The 20,598-nt window shown below is 61.7% G+C and carries 17 protein-coding genes; 8 read left to right on the top strand and 9 right to left on the bottom strand.

Annotated elements, in window-relative coordinates; translation table 11 throughout:
* Nucleotides 1-26: 26 nt before the first annotated feature.
* Together rhaS and AC0L2H_RS22415 are read right to left on the bottom strand one after the other, a co-directional pair.
* Nucleotides 27-1,022 carry a rhamnose ABC transporter substrate-binding protein gene (rhaS, locus tag AC0L2H_RS22420; protein WP_473592235.1) on the bottom strand — a complete coding sequence of 332 codons (996 nt, stop codon included), beginning with the start codon at nucleotides 1,020-1,022 and terminating at the stop codon, nucleotides 27-29.
* A gap of 49 nt (nucleotides 1,023-1,071) precedes the next feature.
* Nucleotides 1,072-1,875, bottom strand: coding sequence for a DeoR/GlpR family DNA-binding transcription regulator (locus tag AC0L2H_RS22415; RefSeq protein WP_473592234.1), 804 nt, complete (start codon nucleotides 1,873-1,875; stop codon nucleotides 1,072-1,074).
* A 209-nt stretch (nucleotides 1,876-2,084) separates the two neighbouring features.
* Here AC0L2H_RS22415 and AC0L2H_RS22410 point away from each other — a divergent pair, with 209 nt between their 5' ends.
* From AC0L2H_RS22410 to ggt, 3 genes are all read left to right on the top strand, one after another.
* On the top strand, nucleotides 2,085-4,187 hold the full coding sequence (locus tag AC0L2H_RS22410) for a bifunctional rhamnulose-1-phosphate aldolase/short-chain dehydrogenase (protein ID WP_473592233.1): 2,103 nt from the start codon (nucleotides 2,085-2,087) through the stop codon (nucleotides 4,185-4,187).
* Nucleotides 4,188-4,276: 89 nt separating this feature from the next.
* Nucleotides 4,277-5,569, top strand: coding sequence for an L-rhamnose catabolism isomerase (gene rhaI, locus AC0L2H_RS22405; protein ID WP_473592232.1), 1,293 nt, complete (start codon nucleotides 4,277-4,279; stop codon nucleotides 5,567-5,569).
* Between the two features lie 334 nt (nucleotides 5,570-5,903).
* Nucleotides 5,904-7,643, top strand: coding sequence for a gamma-glutamyltransferase (ggt, locus tag AC0L2H_RS22400; RefSeq protein WP_473592231.1), 1,740 nt, complete (start codon nucleotides 5,904-5,906; stop codon nucleotides 7,641-7,643).
* Nucleotides 7,644-7,659: 16 nt separating this feature from the next.
* Here the strand turns inward: ggt and AC0L2H_RS22395 are convergent, their stop codons facing one another.
* From AC0L2H_RS22395 to AC0L2H_RS22365, 7 genes are all read right to left on the bottom strand, one after another.
* The gene (locus AC0L2H_RS22395; RefSeq protein ID WP_167434510.1) at nucleotides 7,660-8,004 is read right to left on the bottom strand and encodes a hypothetical protein; all 345 of its coding nucleotides are present in this window, start codon (nucleotides 8,002-8,004) and stop codon (nucleotides 7,660-7,662) included.
* 805 nt (nucleotides 8,005-8,809) lie between these two features.
* Entirely contained in the window at nucleotides 8,810-9,550 is a 741-nt protein-coding gene (locus AC0L2H_RS22390; RefSeq protein WP_473592230.1) for a ribonuclease activity regulator RraA, read from the bottom strand.
* 23 nt (nucleotides 9,551-9,573) lie between these two features.
* A complete protein-coding gene (locus AC0L2H_RS22385; protein WP_473592229.1) occupies nucleotides 9,574-10,737 on the bottom strand; it encodes a mandelate racemase/muconate lactonizing enzyme family protein in 1,164 nt (387 codons plus the stop codon).
* 31 nt (nucleotides 10,738-10,768) lie between these two features.
* Entirely contained in the window at nucleotides 10,769-11,866 is a 1,098-nt protein-coding gene (locus AC0L2H_RS22380; protein WP_473592228.1) for an ABC transporter ATP-binding protein, read from the bottom strand.
* A 124-nt stretch (nucleotides 11,867-11,990) separates the two neighbouring features.
* Nucleotides 11,991-12,878, bottom strand: coding sequence for a carbohydrate ABC transporter permease (locus tag AC0L2H_RS22375; RefSeq protein ID WP_473592227.1), 888 nt, complete (start codon nucleotides 12,876-12,878; stop codon nucleotides 11,991-11,993).
* Entirely contained in the window at nucleotides 12,875-13,834 is a 960-nt protein-coding gene (locus tag AC0L2H_RS22370) for a carbohydrate ABC transporter permease (protein WP_473592226.1), read from the bottom strand. The genes AC0L2H_RS22375 and AC0L2H_RS22370 overlap by 4 nt, the downstream gene beginning before the upstream one ends.
* A gap of 78 nt (nucleotides 13,835-13,912) precedes the next feature.
* Nucleotides 13,913-15,391 (bottom strand): ABC transporter substrate-binding protein, encoded by a 1,479-nt coding sequence (locus tag AC0L2H_RS22365; protein ID WP_473592225.1) that lies wholly within the window; start codon nucleotides 15,389-15,391, stop codon nucleotides 13,913-13,915.
* Between the two features lie 212 nt (nucleotides 15,392-15,603).
* On the opposite strand from AC0L2H_RS22365, the gene AC0L2H_RS22360 reads away from it, so the two are divergent.
* The 5 genes from AC0L2H_RS22360 (at nucleotide 15,604) to AC0L2H_RS22340 (ending at nucleotide 20,589) form a co-directional block, all read left to right on the top strand.
* Nucleotides 15,604-16,314 (top strand): GntR family transcriptional regulator, encoded by a 711-nt coding sequence (locus AC0L2H_RS22360; protein ID WP_097572907.1) that lies wholly within the window; start codon nucleotides 15,604-15,606, stop codon nucleotides 16,312-16,314.
* A 47-nt stretch (nucleotides 16,315-16,361) separates the two neighbouring features.
* Nucleotides 16,362-17,528, top strand: a complete 1,167-nt coding sequence (locus tag AC0L2H_RS22355) for a mandelate racemase/muconate lactonizing enzyme family protein (RefSeq protein ID WP_473592224.1) — start codon at nucleotides 16,362-16,364, stop codon at nucleotides 17,526-17,528.
* A 63-nt stretch (nucleotides 17,529-17,591) separates the two neighbouring features.
* Entirely contained in the window at nucleotides 17,592-18,950 is a 1,359-nt protein-coding gene (locus AC0L2H_RS22350) for a mandelate racemase/muconate lactonizing enzyme family protein (RefSeq protein WP_473592223.1), read from the top strand.
* 103 nt (nucleotides 18,951-19,053) lie between these two features.
* Nucleotides 19,054-19,380, top strand: coding sequence for an NIPSNAP family protein (locus AC0L2H_RS22345; protein WP_095486584.1), 327 nt, complete (start codon nucleotides 19,054-19,056; stop codon nucleotides 19,378-19,380).
* A 9-nt stretch (nucleotides 19,381-19,389) separates the two neighbouring features.
* A complete protein-coding gene (locus AC0L2H_RS22340; protein WP_473592222.1) occupies nucleotides 19,390-20,589 on the top strand; it encodes a mandelate racemase/muconate lactonizing enzyme family protein in 1,200 nt (399 codons plus the stop codon).
* Nucleotides 20,590-20,598 lie beyond the last annotated feature (9 nt).

The raw sequence follows: 20,598 nt of genomic DNA, 5'->3' as shown, positions 1-20,598 counted from the left end.
CCGCGCCAGTTCAGAAGGCGCCAGGATCAATAGATCTTGGAGAACTCTTCGATGTTCGACTTGTCGAACTTGAAGGGCGGAGCCATCGCGGCCGAGTTGGTGTCGTCGAGCGTGACCTTGCCGACGCGGCCGATCGACAGCGTCGCGCCCGGCTTGGCCTCTTCCTTCTTCACCGCCAGATCGTGGGCGAGGTAGACGGCCGAGTAGCCGAGATCGATCGGGTTCCACAGCGCCACCGCCTGCGAAGAGCCATTGTCGATGAACTTCTTGAACTCCGAGGGCAGCGCCAGGCCGGTGACGTTAACCTTGCCGATCAGGTTCTCGTCGGTCACTACCTGGGCGGCGGCAACGACGCCGACCGTGGTCGGTGCGATGATCGCCTTGAGGTTCGGGTAGGACTTCAACAGGCCCTTGGCTTCGTCCGTGCTCTTGGCCGAATCGTCATCGCCATAGACGGTGGCGACGAGATTGATCTTGGGGAACTTCTCCGGCAGGATTTTCTTGGCCGCGTCGATCCAGGCGTTCTGGTTGGTCGCGGTGGACGAGGCCGACAGGATGGCGACATCGCCGCCTTCCGGCAGATAGTCGGCGGCGAGCTTGATGATGGTCTCGCCGATCAGGCCGGTGTCGGACGGGTTGAGGTGAAGCTGGCGGCCTTCGGGTGCTACGCCCGAATCCCATGAAATCACGGTGATGCCGCGTTCCATCGCCTTCTTCAGTGCCGGCACCAGCGCATCGGCGTCATTGGCCGAGATGGCAATGGCGTTGACCTTCTGGGCGATCAGCGAATTGACCACTTCGATCTGCGCTTCGGCGGTTGCCTTGGTCGGGCCGGTGTAGATGATGTCGACATCGCCCAGTTCCTTGGCCGCCTCTTCGGCGCCCTTGTTGGCGGCGTCGAAGAAGCCGTTGCCGAGCGACTTCACCACCAGCGCGATCTTGACGTTCTCGGCATAGGCGGCATTCACGAACATGGCGGCCGAAAACGCCGCCGTAACCATCAATTTCCTAAGAAAGCTCATCGAATTTCCTCCCTTGAGCGTTTGCATTCCATCGTCGCTGCGGGTTGTCTCAGGCCTGCAGTGAAGATTCTTCCTTGTTGCTTGTGCGGGCGACGATCAGCGCCACCCCCGCGGTCTCCAGCATCTTGGCTTCGCGGTCCTCGATGCCGTCGTCGGTGATGACGGTGGCAATGCGCGTGAGACCACACAGGATCAGGCTCGACCGCTTGCGGAATTTCGAGGAATCGACCAGCACCACCAGTTCGTCGGCCTGGTCGATCAGCTTCTGCTCCGCCTGGATCAGGAGGGGATCGCCTTCCATCAAGCCGAGCGGTCCCAGCCCTTGCGCGCCCATGAACATGCGGCGCGCATAGAAATTGCGCGTCACGTCATTGTCGAAAGGCGACAGGATGATGTTCTGCTCGCGATAGATGGTGCCGCCCGACAGCATCACCGTGTTCTTCGAATGCTTGAGCAGATGCTCGGCGATCGGGAAGGAATTGGTGAAGATCGGCATGCGGCGGCCGGTCAGGAAATGCACCATCTGGAAGGTGGTTGTGCCGCCATTGATGATGATCGGCTCGCCGTCCTTGCAGAGTTCGACGGCTTCGCGTGCAATCGCCCGCTTCTGTGCGGCATTGAGAGTCTCGTTGACGGAAAAGGGCCGGCCGGCAAGGCCGATGAACTGCGGCGGCGAGATCGCTTCGGCGCCGCCACGCACGCGGCGCAGGCGCTTCTGGACGTGAAGCGCGGCGATGTCGCGCCGGATCGTCGCCTCGGAGGAGTCCGTCAGGTCGACCATTTCCTGCACCGTCACCACAGGCTTTTCCTGGACGGCGGACAGAATGATCCTGTGGCGCTCTTTCTCGTGCATGGTTCCTCCCTGCCCTATCATCTAGGCACCCAGAACGCGCAGTGTCAATCATTTCCGATCACATAATTTCATTGTGCAGCGCAATATGATCGATATTGATCGTTTGTGATTGACAACGCCATTGCTTCCGTGGACATTCGGCCAAAGCTGACCCGCTATGCGGTGGGGATCGACCGCATCGTTTTGCGCGTCTCACGGGAGGATATCCAATGCTCGACAAGCGCTCCGGCACGCGCCTCGCCAATCTGTGGGATGATGCGAAAGCCCTGGGGATGAGCGATCCGGAGTTGCTCGTCTATCGCTCCAACGTGCTCGGTTCAGACAAGCGCGTCACCAATTATGGCGGCGGCAACACCTCGTCCAAGATCTGGCAGAAGGATCCGCTGACCGGTGAGAGCGTGGAAGTGCTCTGGGTCAAGGGCTCGGGTGGCGACAGCGCCTCGATCAAGCTTGACGGCTTCGCCACGCTCTACATGGACAAGCTCAGGGCGCTGAAGGGCCTCTATCGCGGCCTCGACCATGAGGACGAGATGGTGGCCTATCTGCCGCACTGCACCTTCAACCTCAATCCGCGCGCGGCCTCGATCGACACGCCGCTGCACGCTTTCGTGCCAAAACCTTGCGTCGATCATATGCATCCCGACGCCATCATCGCCATTGCCGCTGCCGAGGATTCGCAGGCGCTGACCAAAGAGATCTTCGGCGACGCCATCGGCTGGCTGCCGTGGAAGCGGCCTGGCTTCGAACTCGGCCTGTGGCTGGAGAAGTTCTGCCTCGAAAACCCCGAGGCCAAGGGTGTCGTGCTGGCAAGCCATGGCCTGTTCACCTGGGGCGACACGCCGAAGGAGTGCTACGAGACGACGATCTCGGTGATCAACCAGGCGATTGCGTGGTTCGAGCGCCGGTCCGAAGGCGTCGCGATCTTCGGCGGCGAAGTTGTCAAATCGCTCGATGCCACGGCGCGTCGCACTGTCGCCGCCAAGTTGATGCCGAGGATCCGCGGCCTGATCTCGGAAAAGAGCCACAAACTCGGCCATTTCGACGATTCGCCCGCTGTGCTTGAATTCGTCAATTCCAGGGATCTGCGGCCGCTGGCTGCACTCGGCACCTCCTGCCCGGACCATTTCCTGCGCACCAAGATCCGGCCGCTGGTCATCGAGTTCGATCCGGCCAATCCAGATGTCGATGCCGTCATCGCGCGTCTTGCCGATGACGTGGCCGCCTATCGCCTCGGCTATCAGGCCTATTATGACAAGTGCAAGCATGCGGATTCGCCACCCGTGCGCGATCCCAATGCGGTGGTCTACCTGATGCCCGGCGTCGGCATGTTCACCTTTGCCGGCGACAAGGCGACGGCCCGCATATCGGGCGAATTCTATGTCAACGCCATCAACGTCATGCGCGGCGCCTCGACCGTGTCTTCCTATGTCGGCCTGCCCGATCAGGAGGCCTTCGACATCGAATACTGGCTGCTCGAGGAAGCAAAGCTGCAGCGGCTGCCGAGGCCGAAGGCACTGGCCGGCCAGATCGCGCTGGTCACCGGCGGCGCCGGCGGCATCGGCCGCGCCACCGCCAACCGGCTTCTGCGCGAAGGCGCCTGCGTTGTACTGGCCGACATCGACGAGACCGCGCTTGCCAGCGCCAATGACGAGCTTGCCAAGGCCTACGGCAAGGATTTCGTCCGGCCGGTGCTGATCAACGTCACCTCGGAGGACCAGGTCGTCTCGGGCTTTGCCGAGACTTCGGTCGAATTCGGTGGCATCGACATTCTGGTCTCCAATGCCGGCCTGGCCTCCGCGGCGCCGATCGAGGAGACGACGCTGGCGCTGTGGAACAAGAACATGGACATTTTGTCGACCGGCTATTTCCTGGTGTCGCGCGAAGCCTTCCGGCTGTTCCGCGCCCAGAAGATCGGCGGCAACATCGTCTTCGTCGCCTCCAAGAACGGCCTTGCCGCATCGCCCAACGCCGCCGCTTATTGCACGGCCAAGGCCGCCGAGATCCATCTGGCGCGGTGCCTGGCGCTGGAGGGCGCGGAAGCGCAGATAAGGGTCAATGTCGTCAATCCCGACGCCGTGCTGCGCGGCTCCAAGATCTGGACCGGCGAGTGGAAGGAACAGCGCGCCGCCGCCTACAAGATGTCGACCGACGATCTGGAGGAGCACTACCGTTCGCGTTCCATGCTGAAGCGCTCGGTATTCCCCGAGGACATCGCCGAGGCGATCTATTTCTTCGCCTCCGACATGTCGGCCAAGTCGACCGGCAACATCATCAATGTCGATGCGGGCAACGCCCAGAGCTTTACGCGATAGGCATTCCTTCTCCCCGTTCTACGGGGAGAAGGTGCCCGAAGGGCGGATGAGGGGCGGCGCCAGCCGAACGAATACCGGGAGGAATTGCAGTGTCCGAAACCATCATCTCCGCCGATGTCGTCGAGAAGGACAATGCGGCGCGCAAGGCCGACCTCGATCGTGACTACGCCTCGCTCGGTGAACGCCTCGACCGCCGCGGCGTCGCCATCGACGCCATCCGCGACAAGGTCGAGAAATTCGCGGTCGCCATCCCTTCCTGGGGCGTTGGCACGGGCGGTACCCGCTTTGCCCGCTTTCCCGGCGCCGGCGAGCCGCGCGACATCTTCGACAAGATCGAGGACTGCGCCGTGATCCAGCAATTGACGCGGGCAACCCCCACCGTCTCGCTGCACATCCCGTGGGACAAGGCCGATCCGAACCGGCTGAAGCAGGCGGCCTCCCGCTTCGGCCTCGGCTTCGACGCCATGAATTCCAACACCTTCTCCGATGCCAGGGACCAGCAGCTCTCCTACAAGTTCGGCTCGCTGTCGCATGCCGATGCCGCAACGCGCCGCCAGGCCGTCGAGCACAATCTCGAATGCATCGAGATCGGCAAGACGCTGGGCTCCAAGGCGCTGACGGTGTGGATCGGCGACGGCTCCAACTTTCCCGGCCAGGTCAACTTCGCCAAGGCGTTCGAGCGCTATCTCGATGCCATGCGCGAGATCTATGCGGGCCTACCGGACGACTGGAAGCTGTTCACCGAGCACAAGATGTACGAGCCGGCTTTCTATTCGACGGTCGTGCAGGACTGGGGCACCAACTACATGATCGCCGCCGAACTCGGCGACAAGGCATTCTGCCTGGTCGACCTCGGCCATCATGCGCCCAACGTCAACATCGAGATGATCGTGTCGCGGCTGATCCAGTTCAAGAAACTCGGCGGCTTCCATTTCAACGATTCCAAATATGGCGACGACGATCTCGACGCCGGCTCGATCGATCCTTACCGGCTGTTCCTGGTCTTCAACGAATTGGTCGACGCCGAGCTTTCTGGCGCCGAAGGTTTTGATCCGGCTCACATGCTCGATCAGAGCCACAACGTCACCGATCCGATCGAAAGCCTGATGCTGTCGGCGGTCGAGGTGCAGCGCGCCTATGCCCAGGCGCTGCTGGTCGACCGCAAAGCGCTGGAAGGATATCAGGACGCCAATGACGCGCTGATGGCGACGCAGGCGCTGAAAGTGGCCTACCGTACCGATGTCGAGCCGATCCTGGCCATGGCGCGGCTGAAGACAGGCGGTGCCATCGATCCGGTCGCCGCCTACCGGGCGGCCGGCTACCGCGCGAAGGTCGCGGCCGAACGGCCGGCGGTTGCGAGTGGCGGCGGTGGGATCGTTTGATGTCGGCCTGAAACAAAAAACCCGCCTGAGGCGGGTCGCGGCGCAAATCAGCACCATGGAGAAATTATTGCATAGTTGCCGGCACAAAGCAAGAACAAAATGGCTGGGAGAGCGCAACGCCGAGTGAGGTGCTGCCTACAGTTCGACGCAGCAGCGCCCGAAAGTCACGGCATGAACACAGTGCCTGCCGTGACATCCGCCGAAAAGTTCAACGATTGGTCCTCTCCATTTTCAGGCGAGCGGTTGGGGATAGCAATCTCTTCTCCCATTGGCGGTAGACTCGTCCCCTCCGACAGGGTCTTCTAGGCGAATCCCCACGCCCCGGAGTCCCGCCATGCATCTCACTCGCCGCACCCTGATCGCTGTCAGTCTTTCCCTCACCTTGGCCTTTGCACCAACGGTCGCGGCCTTCGCCGCCTCGCCGCAGCCGGCCAAGGGTGAGCACGGCATGGTCGTGACCGCCCAGCACCTGGCGTCGGAAATCGGCGTCGAGGTGCTGAAGAAGGGCGGCAACGCGGTCGATGCGGCAGTCGCCGTCGGCTATGCGCTGGCCGTGGTTTATCCCAACGCCGGCAATATTGGCGGTGGCGGCTTCATGACCGTCCGCCTGAAGGACGGCCGTTCGACCTTCCTCGATTTTCGCGAGCGGGCGCCGCTGGCCGCGACCAGGACCATGTATCTCGACAAGGACGGCAAGCCGGTGAAGGGCGCCAGCCTCAACGGCTATCTCGCGGTCGGCGTGCCGGGTTCCGTCGCCGGCTTTGAAATGGCGCGCGAGAAATACGGCACCTTGTCCAGGCAGGAACTGATGGCGCCAGCGATTGCCTATGCCAAAGACGGGTTCGTCCTCAGTCAGGGAGACGCCGCCTCTTTCCAGGGCGGCGCCGAACGATTGGCGAAGGATCCGGCGGCCGCAGCGATTTTCCTGAAGCCGGACGGCAAGCCCTATGCCATGGGCGAAAGGCTCATCCAGCCGGACCTTGCCGCCTCGCTCTCAGCCATTTCGCAGCAGGGACCTGACGCCTTCTATAAGGGCCAAATCGCCGACGCCATCGTCAAGGCGAGCGGCGCCAAGGGCGGCATCCTGGCCAAGGCCGACTTCGAGCAATATGCGGTGCGCGAACTCAAGCCGGTGACCTGCAACTACCGCGGCTACGAGATCATTTCCTCGCCGCCGCCGAGCTCGGGCGGCGTCATCATCTGCGAGATCCTCAACGTGCTGGAAGGCTATCCGCTGTCCTATCTCGGCGCCGGCTCGGCCGAGACGGTCCATGTCATGGTCGAGGCGATGCGCCATGCCTATGTCGACCGCAATTCGGCGCTCGGCGATCCCGATTTCGTCGACAACCCGGTCGCAAAACTGCTGGACAAGAACTACGCCAAGGACATCCGCGACAAGATCGATCCGTTCCGGGCCGGCGTATCGCAAGACCTGATGCCGAAAGGTTTTGGCGAGAGCAAGGAGACGACGCATTATTCGATCATCGATAATGACGGCAACGCCGTTGCGGTCACCTATACGCTGAACGGCTCCTTCGGCGCCGGCGTCGTTGCCGACGGCACCGGCATCCTGCTCAACAACGAGATGGACGATTTCACCCAAAAACCCGGTGTGCCCAACCTCTACGGGCTCGTCCAGGGCGAGGCCAACGCCATCCAGCCCAGGAAGACGCCGTTGTCGTCAATGAGCCCGACGGTGGTCGCCAAGGACGGCAAGCCGTTCATGGTCATCGGCAGCCCCGGCGGTTCGCGCATCATCACCATCACGCTGGAGGCGATCGTCAACGTCGTCGATCACGGCATGAACATCCAGGAAGCGGTCGACGCGCCGCGCATCCACCACCAGTGGCTGCCGGACACGGTCTATGTCGAACCCTTCGGACTGTCGCCGGATACCGAAAGACTGCTTGCCGGCATGGGTTATCATCTCGATATCAGCGATACGACCTGGGGCCAGGCGGCCGGCATTCTGGTCGGCGGCAAGAGCCTGGCGGAAATCGAAAAGGGCGGCGGCGCCCGCTACAACGGCGCCATCGACAGCCGCGCCGCGTCCGGCGAGGCCATAGGATACTGAATTTCTTGCAGCCGAATCAGAGGACCAGCGTCAGCGTGGACGCGACCAGCATCAGCGCCGCGATACCGACGAACAGGGCGTAGATGCGGGGCCGGTCGAGCAACAGCGCGTTGCCGGATATCCAGGCGGACGTTGCGCCGCCAAGTGCGAAAAGGAAGCCGTTGCGGTGGCCAAAGGCCATCGCCGCGGCCATCAGCCCGCCGATGATGAGGGCGCCGAATACGATGATGACGGCGACAGCGTACTTCTCGAAGTCGTTGCTGCCGACAGCCGGTCCCATTGTGTTCAACGTCGAAAACTCATCCGGGTCGAAGGGGTTGGTCGACCCATACTCGTCTTGGCCGGCAGGCTCTCGCATCATTCGCACTCCATATGGTGGCAACAAATCATCAAGCCTCGCCGAGCGCAACCGGGTCGCGCCGTGCTGAATGCGATCGGCACCGTCTTCAACACCTTCTGGCGGCGGCTTGCCACCGTTTTTTGATCCATGCTTCGATTGTCCCGTTACTCCAGGCGATTTGTCCCGCTGGAATCGCCGGTTTGAACTGCCGCAGAATGCAGTGCATTCGTGGAAGAAAAATGGTGCCAGAGGCGGATTTGAATCACCGCCGCCCCCATTTTCTCTGCATTAGCCATAGATAATACTTGACCTGCGTCATCTGTCGGCAGGGCGCGGGGTCAGCGACAGCGGGCGCAGCATGACGATCAGGCCGATGGATGGAAAGGCGGCGCCCTGGCGATATTGGCCGTGACAATTCGCAGGGTCGCACGAAAGCGGCCCGAAAGTTTGCGAGGTCGAACTTGCCGGCCGGGCCTACAGTCCTTCCGCGCCAAAAAGCCCGAAAAGCAGAATCCCATTCCCCAGCGCAAGCAGAATTCCAAATCGCTGGAGATGTCTGTTCTTCGGATCGGCTACGCGCGCCGACGTTCGACATCGGTACTCATTCGTCGACGGCAGCGGAACGTTCGTCACGGCATACAGAATTATCAGCACGCCAAGCCAGCTTAGAATAACCATCTGGACTCCCTCCAGATAAATACGCGGCAACTGAGCCAAACGTTTCGCGTGGGAAAAAATTTATCGGCACCACGCATATGGCAACTGACGACTCGCGACAGCCAGCGAAGTTTCGACGAAAGTCGTCGTATGGAAGACGCGATTGCCGTCAAGATTTGGGATTGGCTTTCCGCCACTCCTCGTATTCCCCGCGGGCATCGTCATGCAGCGGATAATAGCGTTGCAACGGCGCGCCCCCCATGAGCTTCGCTCGCGAGAACTCCTCCCAATCGTGATGTTTCTGTGATTCTTCGATCACCTTCGGGGCCATCGCGACGGGGAGCACCACCACCCCGTCGTCGTCGGCGACGATGATGTCGCCGGGAATTACCGTGACACCGCCGCAGGCAATCGGAACGTTGACGGCATTGGGATAGATGCTGGTCTGCACATGATAATTTGGCGTCCAGCCGCGCAGCCACAGGGGCAGATCGAGCTTTTCGACATTTGGCCGGTCGCGCATGCACCCGTCGATGACGATACCCGCGCCGCCCCTGCCCTTGAAATACGTCGACATCATATCGCCGAAGACGCCCGAGCTCATGTCGCCGCGCGCGTCGACCACGACCACATCGCCCTGTTGCGCGTGGTAGAGCACGTGCCGGTGCAGTTGCGTCTCCGGATCGGCGTATTCTCCCTCGGTGAAGAGGTCCGGCCGCTGCGGCAGGAACTGCAGCGTCAGCGCCGGCCCGACGATCGACTTGCCGTGGTTCTGCGCCACCGGACCGACCATGTGGGGATTGCGAAAGCCCATGTGGCCAAGCGTGCCGGCAACCGTCGCGGCGCCGATCTCCCTTAGTGCGTCGATCAGGTCTTTAGGTGGCCGCGTAATGTCGGGAGCATGTGTCATCGTGGACTCCGGTTGAAAAGGAACTACCAGTTCGTAACAGAACCGTCGCGGCGCTTGAGGTGAGGCGCTTCCCAAAAACGAAAACTCTCCGCCTGAACCGCCTCTTCGTTGACCTCGACGCCGAGCCCCGGCAGGTCGCTGACCGGATAATCGGGGCCGTCGAGCCGTGGCTGCACGGGGAAGAAGTCGGAATTGTCGAAGCCCAGCTTCCTTTCGGGCACCCTGGTCTCGAGCCAGGCGAAGTTCGGAACCGCGGCGGCGAGATGCACGGTCGCGGCCGTGCACACTGGACCAAGGGGATTGTGCGGCATCAGGTCGACATAGTGCGCCTCGCTCCAACCGGCGACTTTCATCGCCTCGGTGAACCCGCCGACATTGCAAATATCAAGCCGGTTGAACTGATGGATGCCACGCTCGATGTAGGGCAGGAACTGCCACTTGCTGGCGAATTCCTCGCCGATGGCAAAAGGAATGTCGGTCATCGTCCGCAGGGATTCGTAAGCCTCCGGCGTCTCGTCGCGTATCGGCTCCTCGAGGAAATCAAGCCCGCCGCGGCGAAGCTTGTTGCAGAAGCTTGCCGCCTCTGCCACCGACAGCCGGTGATGATAGTCGATGCCGAGGACGACGTCGTCGCCGAGCGCCTCGCGCGCCTTGTTCAGCATGTTCGCGGTGGCGCCGATCGACTCGCGCGGCTCGAAGATGTCCTTGCTGCTTTGCCCGACGGGGAAGAAGCGGATCGCCTGCCAACCCTGTGCGCGCAACTCGCGGGCTCGTTCGATGGCGGCATCGCCCTCGGCCTCGTCTCCGGTCGAGGCGAAGGTGGGGATGCGGTCGCGCTGCCTGCCGCCCAGCAGCTCATAGACCGGCACCCCCAGCGCCTTGCCCTTGATATCGTGCAGCGCGATGTCGATGGCGGAAATCGCCGCCTGCAGAACGCGCCCGCCTTCGAAATACTGGCTGCGATAGACCTCCTGCCAGATTCGCCCGATCTGCATCGGGTCGCGGCCGATGAGAAACTCGCGATAATGCTCGACCGCGCCGGACACGGCCTTCTCGCGGCCGCTCATGCCGCTCTCGCCCCAGCCGAAGATGCCCCGGTCGGTCTCGACCTTGACGAGCATCTGGTTGCGCGTTCCAACCCACACAGGGTAGGGCTTGATCGCGGTGATCTTCAGCTTCTCGGTCATCCAGCCACCGTTCCCACGAACCCGTCTTGTCTCAGTCTGCCTTGAGGGCCATTTCAGTCTCGCCGTCGAACAGGTGCGTACGCTCCTGGTCGAACTCGAGCCAGATCTGCTCGTCAGGTGCGACGGCGATGTTGGGGGACACGCTGATGTTGACGATGGCGCCGGAGAGGAACGCCTGCACGAAGGTAACGTCTCCGGTTGGTTCCACCGTATAGGCCTTGGCCGGAATGGCGCCGGGGACCGCGCTCTTGTGCAGCTTGATCGTCGAGTGTCGCGCACCGAGCACGACCTTCTTGGTCGTCGCTTTCTGGACCTTGCGCGCGTTGAGCTGCGACAGCTCGAGGACCCAGCCTTCCGCGCCGGTCAGCACGGTGCTGCCGTTTGCGGTCGATGCCTCCAGCGGAATGAGGCTCATCGCCGGGCTGCCGATGAAGCTGGCGACGAACATGTTCACCGGATGGGCAAAGACCTGCGCCGGGGAATCGTATTGCTGCAGGTAGCCGCCGTTCATCACCGCCATCTTGTCGGCCATGGTCACGGCTTCAAGCTGGTCGTGCGTCACATAGATGATCGTCGCCTTGAGATCCTGGTGGAAGCGCTTGATCTCCGAGCGCATCTGCACGCGCAGTTTGGCGTCGAGGTTGGAGAGCGGCTCGTCCATGAGGAAAACCGCCGGGTCTCGAACGAGGGCGCGGCCCAGGGCCACGCGCTGCTGCTGCCCGCCCGAAAGTTCGCGCGGCTTGCGCTCGAGCAGATGCGTCATGTCGAGCACCCGCGCCGCTTCCTTGACCTTCCTGTCGATCTCGTCCCTGGGCAGTTTGCGCATCTGCAACGGGAACGCCAGGTTCTTGTAGACCGATTTCTGCGGGTAGAGCGCGTAGTTCTGGAACACCATCGCGATGTCCCGGTCCTTGGGGTCGAGGTCGTTGACCAACCGTTCCCCGATAACGATATCGCCCGATGTGATCGGGCTCAGGCCCGCGACGAGATTGAGCGTGGTTGTCTTGCCGCAGCCTGAAGGACCGACGAGTGCAACGAACTCGCCGTCATTGACCGTCAGCGACACGTTGTTGACAGCTTTGAAGCTGCCATAGGTCTTGACGAGATCTTTGAGGACCACGTGGGCCATTGGCAACTCCCTAGAGCATGATGCCGAAAAGTGTGAAGCGGTTTTCGGACGACATCATGCTCTATCTCTCTGATTTAGAGCCGGATTCAGACTTCAGGTCGATTCGACCTGAAATCATCCGGCTCTAGTGCTTGACCGCGCCTTCTGTAAGGGCGCGTACGAAGTATCGTTGCAGGACGAGGAACAGCACCACGACGGGCACGCTCATCATGAAGCTGGCCGCCATCAGGCCCGGAAAGTCCGTCGTATTCTCCGAGAAGAAACGCTGGATGCCGACCGGCAGGGTCAACTGTTCGTTCTTGGAGAGGAAGGTGTAGGCGTAGATGTACTCGTTCCACGCGCCGATGAAGGAATAGATCGCTGTAGCGATGATCCCCGGCGTCGAAAGCGGCATCACGATCAAAATGAAGGCCTGAAACCGCGTTGCGCCATCGATGCGCGCCGCCTGCTCGAGCTGCACCGGGATGTTGTCGTAGAAGCCCTTGAGCAGCCAGATCGCCAGCGGCAGCCCGAAGGTGAGATAGGTGAGAACCAGCGAGCCATGCGTGTTTACCAGGCCGATCGCGCGCATCAGGATGAAGAGCGGCACGAGAAAGATCACTGCCGGGAACATGTTGCGCAGCAGCACGGCGAAGAACAGGAAGTTTCGGCCGGGGAAGCTGAAGCGCGAAAACGCATAGGCCGCGGGGACAGCCACGATCACCGAAAGGATCGTCGTGACGGTCGACACGAGAAGGCTGTTCCAGAAGAAGCGGAGGAAGTCCTGGCCGACGCTGTTTTGCGGATCGAGCAGCTTCTGGTAGCTGGCGAGGGTAGGCTCGTCCGGCCACCATTGCGGTGGGAATTGCGTCGCCGCAAACCCGGACTTGATCGAGGTGATCAGCATCCAGATCATCGGCAACGCGGTGTAAAGCAGCATGAACAGGAGAAAGACGCGTCCGGCCCATTGCCAGCCGTCGACGCTGCGGCGACGGGTCTGGCCTCGAGAGGCTGTCTCGGCAATCGTGCTCATGCGCTCCCCTCCTTCCGATCGTTGCCGCTGAGCGCACGGACGTAGAAGTAGCCCAACGTCATCAGGATGAGGAACAGGAGCACCGAATAGGCCGATGCGACGCCCCAGCGTTGCCGGCCGAAGGCGAGCTCATAAATGTGGGTTATCCAGATATGCGATGCGTTCGACGGTCCGCCTCCGGTCATGATCCAGGGGATGATGAAGGAATTGAAGTTGGCCACTGCGAGCAGCAGGATCGTCACCACGGAGACGTTGCGCAGGTGCGGGAAGGTGACGTGCCAGAAGCGCTGCCATGCATTGGCTCCGTCGACTCTCGCGGCGCGCAGCAACTGGTCGGGCACTGTCTGCAGGCCGGCCATCATCATGATCATGGCGAACGGGAACTCGCGCCAGATATTGACGACGATCAGGGAGGGCAGCACCGTGCTGACGTTGTCGATGAAATTCGGCGGCCGGTCGGCCAATCCGAGACCGACCAGCACCGCGCCGATGATCCCGAAGTCCGAATGGTAGATCCACTTCCAGATATAGGAAGCGGCGACCGCGCTGATGACCCAGGGAATGATCAGGATAGCGCGCAAGACACCACGGCCGATAAAGTCGCGGTGGAGCGCCAGCGCAGTGGCAAACCCCAGGACAAAGGCGATGAAAGTGGACCCCACTGTCCAGATCAGAGTGTTCCAGGTTACTTTCCAGAACACCGCGCTGGTGAGGATGGCCGTGTAGTTGTCGAAGCCGATGAAACTCTTGTCGCGGAGCTGCAGGCCGGGCGGCGTCTTGAAGAACGACAGCTCGACCGTGTAGTAGATCGGATAGGCGATGACGATGAGCATCACGACGATCGCAGGCAGCACGTACGCGTAGTCGGCGCGATGCTCCCAGATCTTCCGTAGCGCGCCGGACCAACCGGGTTGCAATCTTCGGCGAGCCTCGGCCTTGCCGGTCACGATAGTCACTGTGGCGTGCCCTTGTTGTTCGGAACGAACCGGCCGCGCTAACGGCGCAGCCGGTCAAGATCGCAGGTCAGATGTGGACTAGAGTCCGCCCATCAGGTCTTTCACCTTCTGGGCCGCGTCGTCCGCTGCCTGGTCGACGGTCATCGCTCCGGTCAGGGCATTCTGCAGCATGTCCGGGACAATGATGTTCATGATCTCTGGGGACTGCGGCAGCGCGGGGAACGGGATGCCGTATGGCAGCATCGAGGTCGTGACGTCGAGGAACTTGATGCTGTCCAGACGTTCCTTCATCCATTTGGTCTTGAAGCCGTTAAGATTGCCCGGGTTCGAGCCGGCGTACGCCATCTTCAGCGACCATTCAGGGCTCGTCCACATGCAGATGATCGCCTTTGCAGCCGGCTCGTCCACCTTGCCGCCCTCGACATATTCGGGCTTCAGGATGTGGATGTTCGAGCCGCCGAACACGACGGCGCGCTTGCCGTCGGGGCCTGTCGGAATGAGGCCGTAGCGCATGTTGTCGATGACGGTCTGCGCCTTCTCCTTGTCGGCGCCCGTCGCCTTCGCCTGCAGGTCGAGCATGACGTTGTAGTCGGACGGGTGCGAGATCATCATGCCGAGCTGGCCGGCGACGAACAGGGGCTGGTTATCGGCCTGCTGGTTGGTGAGCGCCGAAACCGGAACCGACTTGTCGCGAACATACATGTCATACGAGGCTTGCAGCGCCGCTTTGCTCTGCGGGCTATCGAGCTCGACCTGCTCATAGGTCGGGTTCGCCGTCGCTTCGTCGAAGACGCCGCCGCCATAGGCCCACAACTGCGGCATGAAGCGGTACGGCGTATTGCCGGCATTCTTGCGGGCCACGAGGCCGTAGCCGGCAATGCCGAGCTTGTCGTGGATCTGTTTGGAATACTTGATGACGTCGTCCCAGGTTGCCGGGGGCTTGTCCGGATCGAGCCCCGCACGCTTGAAGATGTCGGCGTTCCAGATGAACGCCATCGTCTCGTTGTTGGTCGGAATACCGTAGGTCACTCCGTCCCAGGTGACTGCCTTCATGGCGCCGGGCCAGAAATCCTCGGTCGAATACCCCACATCCTCGGGCTTGAGCGGCTGCAGATAACCCTTCGAGGCGAACTCGGTGCCACCGAGGATTTGCAGCCGGACCGCCATCGGCGCGGCATTGCCCAGAAGCGCCGTGCGGAATTTGTCGAGAAGATCGTTATAGGTGAGGGCTTGATCCTCGAGCTGGATGTTCGGGTACGTCTTGCGGAAGGTCTCGAAGAAATCCTTGTAGTACTCGCGCAGGAGGTCGGGGTCGCCCTCGAACACGCCCTGATACCAGAAAGTCAGTCGCCCCTTGTAGTCGAGCGGGGTGACCTTGGCGCAATCGGCCGCCGTGTCAAAATCCTGTGTGCCCGCGATGGAGCGCACATATTCCGGCGACCACTTGCTCAGGTCGACCGGCGCCGCACCCAGCGCCGGTGCGGACATCAACGAAGCCATTAAAGCAGTCGAGACAGTGCCGCGCAGGACGGCACCGCCGAGCGTAATCCTCGTCATAGGTATCCTCCAGGTTTCTCTCCCATGCCGCTCTGCATCGAGGCGAGCGGTTTTGCTCGTCGACCGCGGGACGCTTTCCATTCAATGTATCCCTTCGAGCACTTCGTACGTTTTCAGATCATAGTTTTCCTGTCAACGCGATAAATCGTACATTGTTTGTGGAAACCGTGCGTGGTATCGAACAAAGCGTGTATTAATTTGGGGAGCTGGCCTTGGCCGAAACGAGCGCTTTCAAAGCAGAGCCACCCGAGGGGATTGACCCCATCGGGGCCTCCAGCGAAGGCGCCTCGCTTTATGAGCTGATCAGGGAAGACATCATTGAGGGACGGCTCGCCGCCAACGAACGGCTTGTGGTCACCGATCTTGCCCGGCGTCATGGCACCTCGACCAACCCCGTGCGCGAGGCCCTGCAGCTGTTGCGCGGGGAGGGCTTTGTTACCTTTGTCGCCAATCGTGGGGCGCGTGTGCGACCCATAGATCAGGATTTTGTCCGGGACATCTACGAGATCGGCGTGCTGATCGAGCCAGCCCTGACGCGATGGTTTGTGAATATGGCTACCGGCGAGGACATCGCCGAACTCGAACGTCTCCAGGGCCTGATCGAAGAGAACAACTTCGCCGACATAGTCAGGCACAGTGAACTGGATACCGCCTTCCACACCGTGATGTACCAGCGCCACTACAACCGCCATGCCGCCGAGCTTTGGTGGAAGCATCGCGAAGTGCTGCGGGCCGTGAGCCGGCGGTTCAGTTTCACGCTCGCACGCCGCGCAGCGATCATGCGCGAGCACCGCGAACTCATCGCGCACGTAAAGGCGGGCAATGCCGACGAGGCAGCCGACCTTATCTCGCGCCATGTCGAGGGTTCCGGCCGGCACGTCCTCGAACAGATGCGCGCGCGCAACGCCGCTCGTGCCGGATAGCCAATCTGGAACATCGTTAGCCTGACCATTCAGAAGAGGTTGTTGAGATGAAAATCACGAGCATTCGGCCGTGGCTGATCAAGTCCGATGCTTCCTATTGGGGAGAGTATCTGTTCGTCGAAGTGACGACCGACGAGGGGGTGAGCGGCTGGGGAGAGATCACCACCACAACAAGGCTCGCCAACCGCGCTCTCTGCACGATCCTGCAGCAGATCGGTGTCGCCGTGACAGGCGAGGACCCAGCGCGTATCGAGCATCTCTGGCACAAGATTTTCCGCAGCTTCACCTACATGGGCAGCCGCGGCGCCGCCGTCGAATGCGTGAGCGCCATCGACATAGCCCTCTGGGACATCCGCGGCAAAGTCCTCGGCAAGCCGATTTACGAGCTGCTGGGCGGACCGGTACGCGATGAAATCGCGCTCTACACCCATCCCAACCAGCGCAAGTTTACCAGCAAGGAGGGCGTGATCGCCGAGATCAAGGATATCGTCGGGTCCGGACACACTGCGCTCAAGTTCGATCCTTTCCCCCACCAGGGCCAGACTGTCGACGGCCTGTCGCGCGAACAGCGGGACGGCTACCTCGACGGCAGCATGACCCGCAAGGACGAACGCGAAGCCGCCGAACTGACGGCGCTGATTCGCGAAACGGCGGGGCCCGACGTCGACATCCTCATCGATGCGCATGGCCGCTTCGACGTTCCCACCGCCATTCGCCTGTGTCGGAGCCTCGAGGAAGCCGGCCAGATCGACTGGTTTGAGGAGCCTTGCCCGCCGGAGAGCCTCAACGCCCTCAAGCAGGTGCGAGAAAAGGTCAGTGCCGCCATCTCGTGGGGCGAGCGCGGCCACACTAAATGGGATTTCGTGCCGGTACTCGAAAACAAGCTCGCCGACTACATCATGCCTGACGTCACCTGGACCGGCGGCATTACCGAGCTCAAGAAGATTTCCGCCTTATGCGAGGCCTATTACATCCCGGTCTCGCCGCATGACGCCGCGGGGCCGATCAACGTGGTTGCGGGAGCGCAGGTGATGATGACCGTTCCCAATTTCTACAAACTCGAAACGTCGGAGTGGAATCTGGGCAAATACGATCAGCTCATCGACAGACCGCTCGACGTTTCGAACGGCAGCCTCAAGCTGACGTCGAAGCCTGGTCTCGGCGTTGAGATGAATCGCGAGTACCTGCAAGCCCACGAGATCGAGCTGGGCTAGCAACGCTCTATGCCGGCCGAGCATGCTGGCGCCCAGCCCTGCCGACCAGAACGAGGATAAGTCATGCCAAAGATGAGTGGGGCCGACGAGACGCTCAATCGGGTGAACACGGACTCCAAACCGTCCGAACTTCGCATCACCGACATGCGGGTCGCCGAAATCGTCGGCGCGCCGTTCACCTCGGCGCTGCTCAAGATTTACACCAACCAGGGTATTGTCGGGCTTGGTGAGGTGCGCGACGGCGCCAGCGCCACCTACGCGCTGATGCTGAAAAGCCGGCTGCTCGGCGAGAACCCTTGCGACATCGATCGCCTGTTTCGCCGTATCAAGCAGTTCGGCGGGCACGGCCGGCAAGGCGGCGGCGTCTCTGCGGTGGAAATCGCATTGTGGGATCTCGCCGGCAAGGCCTATGGCGTGCCGATCTACCAGATGCTCGGCGGCAAGTTTCGCGACAAGGTGCGCGTCTATTGCGATACCGACGCCGAAAAACCGAGCGGCACCGAAACCGGAAAGCGCCTCAAGCAGCGCATGGACCGCGGTTTCACCTTCCTCAAGATGGATCTGGGTTTGATGCAGATCGCCCATGTCCCGGGCGCCGTGGCCGCGCCCGCCGGCGCGCTCGAAGGGTTTCACGCCAATCCACGCGGCCGTGGCGGCGCGCTCGAGGAACGCAAGGCGCGCAATCTCGCCTACGACGCGCAGAACGTGCAGCACCCGTTCACGGGCCTGCATTTCACCGAAAAGGGTATCGACCTGCTCGAGCAGTATATCCACGAGGTCCGCGAGGTGATCGGATACGAGATTCCGCTCGCCATCGACCATGTCGGCCACATCTCGCTGCAAGACGGCATACGCCTGTCGCGCCGCATCGAGAAATATGTTCCTGCCTGGCTCGAGGACGTGATCCCCTGGCAGTACACCGAGCAGTACCGGCAGTTGCAGCAGGCTACGTCCGTGCCCATCTGCACGGGTGAGGACATCTACCTCAAGGAAGGCTTCGAGCCGCTGCTCAAGAGCGGCGGCCTCTCCGTCATCCACCCGGACCTGCTCACCAGCGGCGGCATCCTCGAGACCAAGAAGATTGGCGACATGGCGCAGGACCATGGCGTCGCCATGGCGATCCATATGGCGGAAAGTCCAATCGCGGCAATGGCCGCGGCACATGTCGCCACCGCGACCGAAAACTTCATGGCGCTCGAATACCACTCCGCCGATGTCGACTGGTGGGACGATATCGTCACCGGCTTGCCCAAGCCGCTGGTGCAGGACGGCTTTATCGCTGTTCCGGACAAGCCGGGCCTGGGGATCGACGACGTCGTCGACGAGGTGATCTCGCGGCATCTGCAGCCGGGTGTCACGGGGATATGGCAATCCACCGAGCATTGGGACAATGAATATAGCTGGGACCGGACCTGGAGTTAGCTCAGACCTCCTTCCCTCATTCCCCCAGGCTCACGGGGCCAACGACCGACCATTCGTGTCGGCCTCTCCCAAGGGAGAGGCGAAGAAAGAAACGGACGAAACCATGATCTACGAACTGCGTATCTATGACTGCCTGCCGGGCAGGCTGCCGGCTTTGCTCAAGCGCTTTTCCGACCAAACGCTGGCCATCTGGGAGAGACATGGCATCCGCCAGGCCGGGTTTTTCACCACGGCGATCGGTGAAAACAGCAATCGCCTCACCTATTTCCTCGCCTGGGAATCGCTGGCCGAGCGTGAGGCGAAATGGGCGGCTTTCGTCACCGATCCGGCATGGCACAGGGCCCGGGACGAGTCTGAGCGCGACGGGCAGATCATTGCCAATATCAGCAGCCAGTTGCTCACGCCGACAGCCTTCTCGTCTGTGAAATAGGACTGCGCCATGAAGATCACCGACCTGCGCTGTGCCGTTATCGGCAAACACCCCATCGTCCGCATCGTTACCGACGAGGGTCTCTATGGCCTGGGCGAGGTCGAGTTCACCAAGACCTATCTCAAGCCCTTCGTGCTGCATTTCCGCGAGGCGCTGATCGGGGAGGATCCGACCGACGTCGAGCGGGTGATGCTGAAGATCCGCCAACGCGGCTCTTTCAAGCCCTATGGCGCGGCGGTCAGCGCCATCGAGCATGCGCTGTGGGACATTGCCGGCAAGGCGGCGGGCGTGCCGGCCTACAAGCTGCTCGGCGGCAAGGTGCGCGACAAGGTGCGCGTCTATAACGGCTCGATCCGCCAGAAACGCACGGGCGACCGGCCGGAGGACTACGCCGCCGACGTGAAATGGATGATGGAGCAGCCGCAGAACTTCTTCATGGTCAAGCAGGGAATCTCGTTCCACTCCAACATGAAGGACACCATCGAGGGCTTCCACTACGGCGTGACGCAGAAGAAGGCCGGCTATCACGGTGCGATGGATCAGGGCGTGATCAGCGAGCGCGGTTTCAATCACATGCTCGACTGCGTGGCCGCGATGAAGGAAGTGCTGGGCGACAAGGTCAGCCTGGCGCTCGACTGCGGCCCGGGCTGGATGCTGCCCGATGCGATCAAGTTCGCTCGCGCGGTCGAAAAGTACAATTTGATGTGGCTCGAGGACATGCTGACCGGCGACTATGTGCCGTGGGTCAATCCGCAGGCCTATCGGGAACTGACCACCTCCACCTCGACGCCGATCCATACCGGTGAGCAGATCTACCTGCGGCACAATTTCAAGGAACTGATCGAGACGCAGGCGGTGCGCGTCATCGGCCCCGATCCTGCCGATATCGGCGGCATCGCCGAGCTCAAATGGGTCGCCGAGCACGCCTATATGCACTCGATCCTGATGGCGCCGCACGGCACCGCGAACGGCCTGCTCGGCCTCGGCGCGCTGATCAATGTGTGCGCCACCTTGCCCGCCAATTACGTGGCGTTCGAGTATCCCAGCGCCTCGGACCCGTGGTGGAACGACATCGTCATTGGCCTGCCCAAGCAGGTGGTGAAGGATTCGATGATCGATCTGCTCGAAGCCCCCGGCCTCGGCCTCGACATCGACGCCCAAGGCGCCAGGAAGTATCTGCTGGAGGAGGACGCGGGGTTTTTCGACTGATAGGCATCG

This window comes from Mesorhizobium sp. WSM4871, from assembly GCF_055811295.1.
Note: the sequence above shows the minus strand (reverse complement) of the source record. Positions and strands in the feature narration are given on the sequence as shown.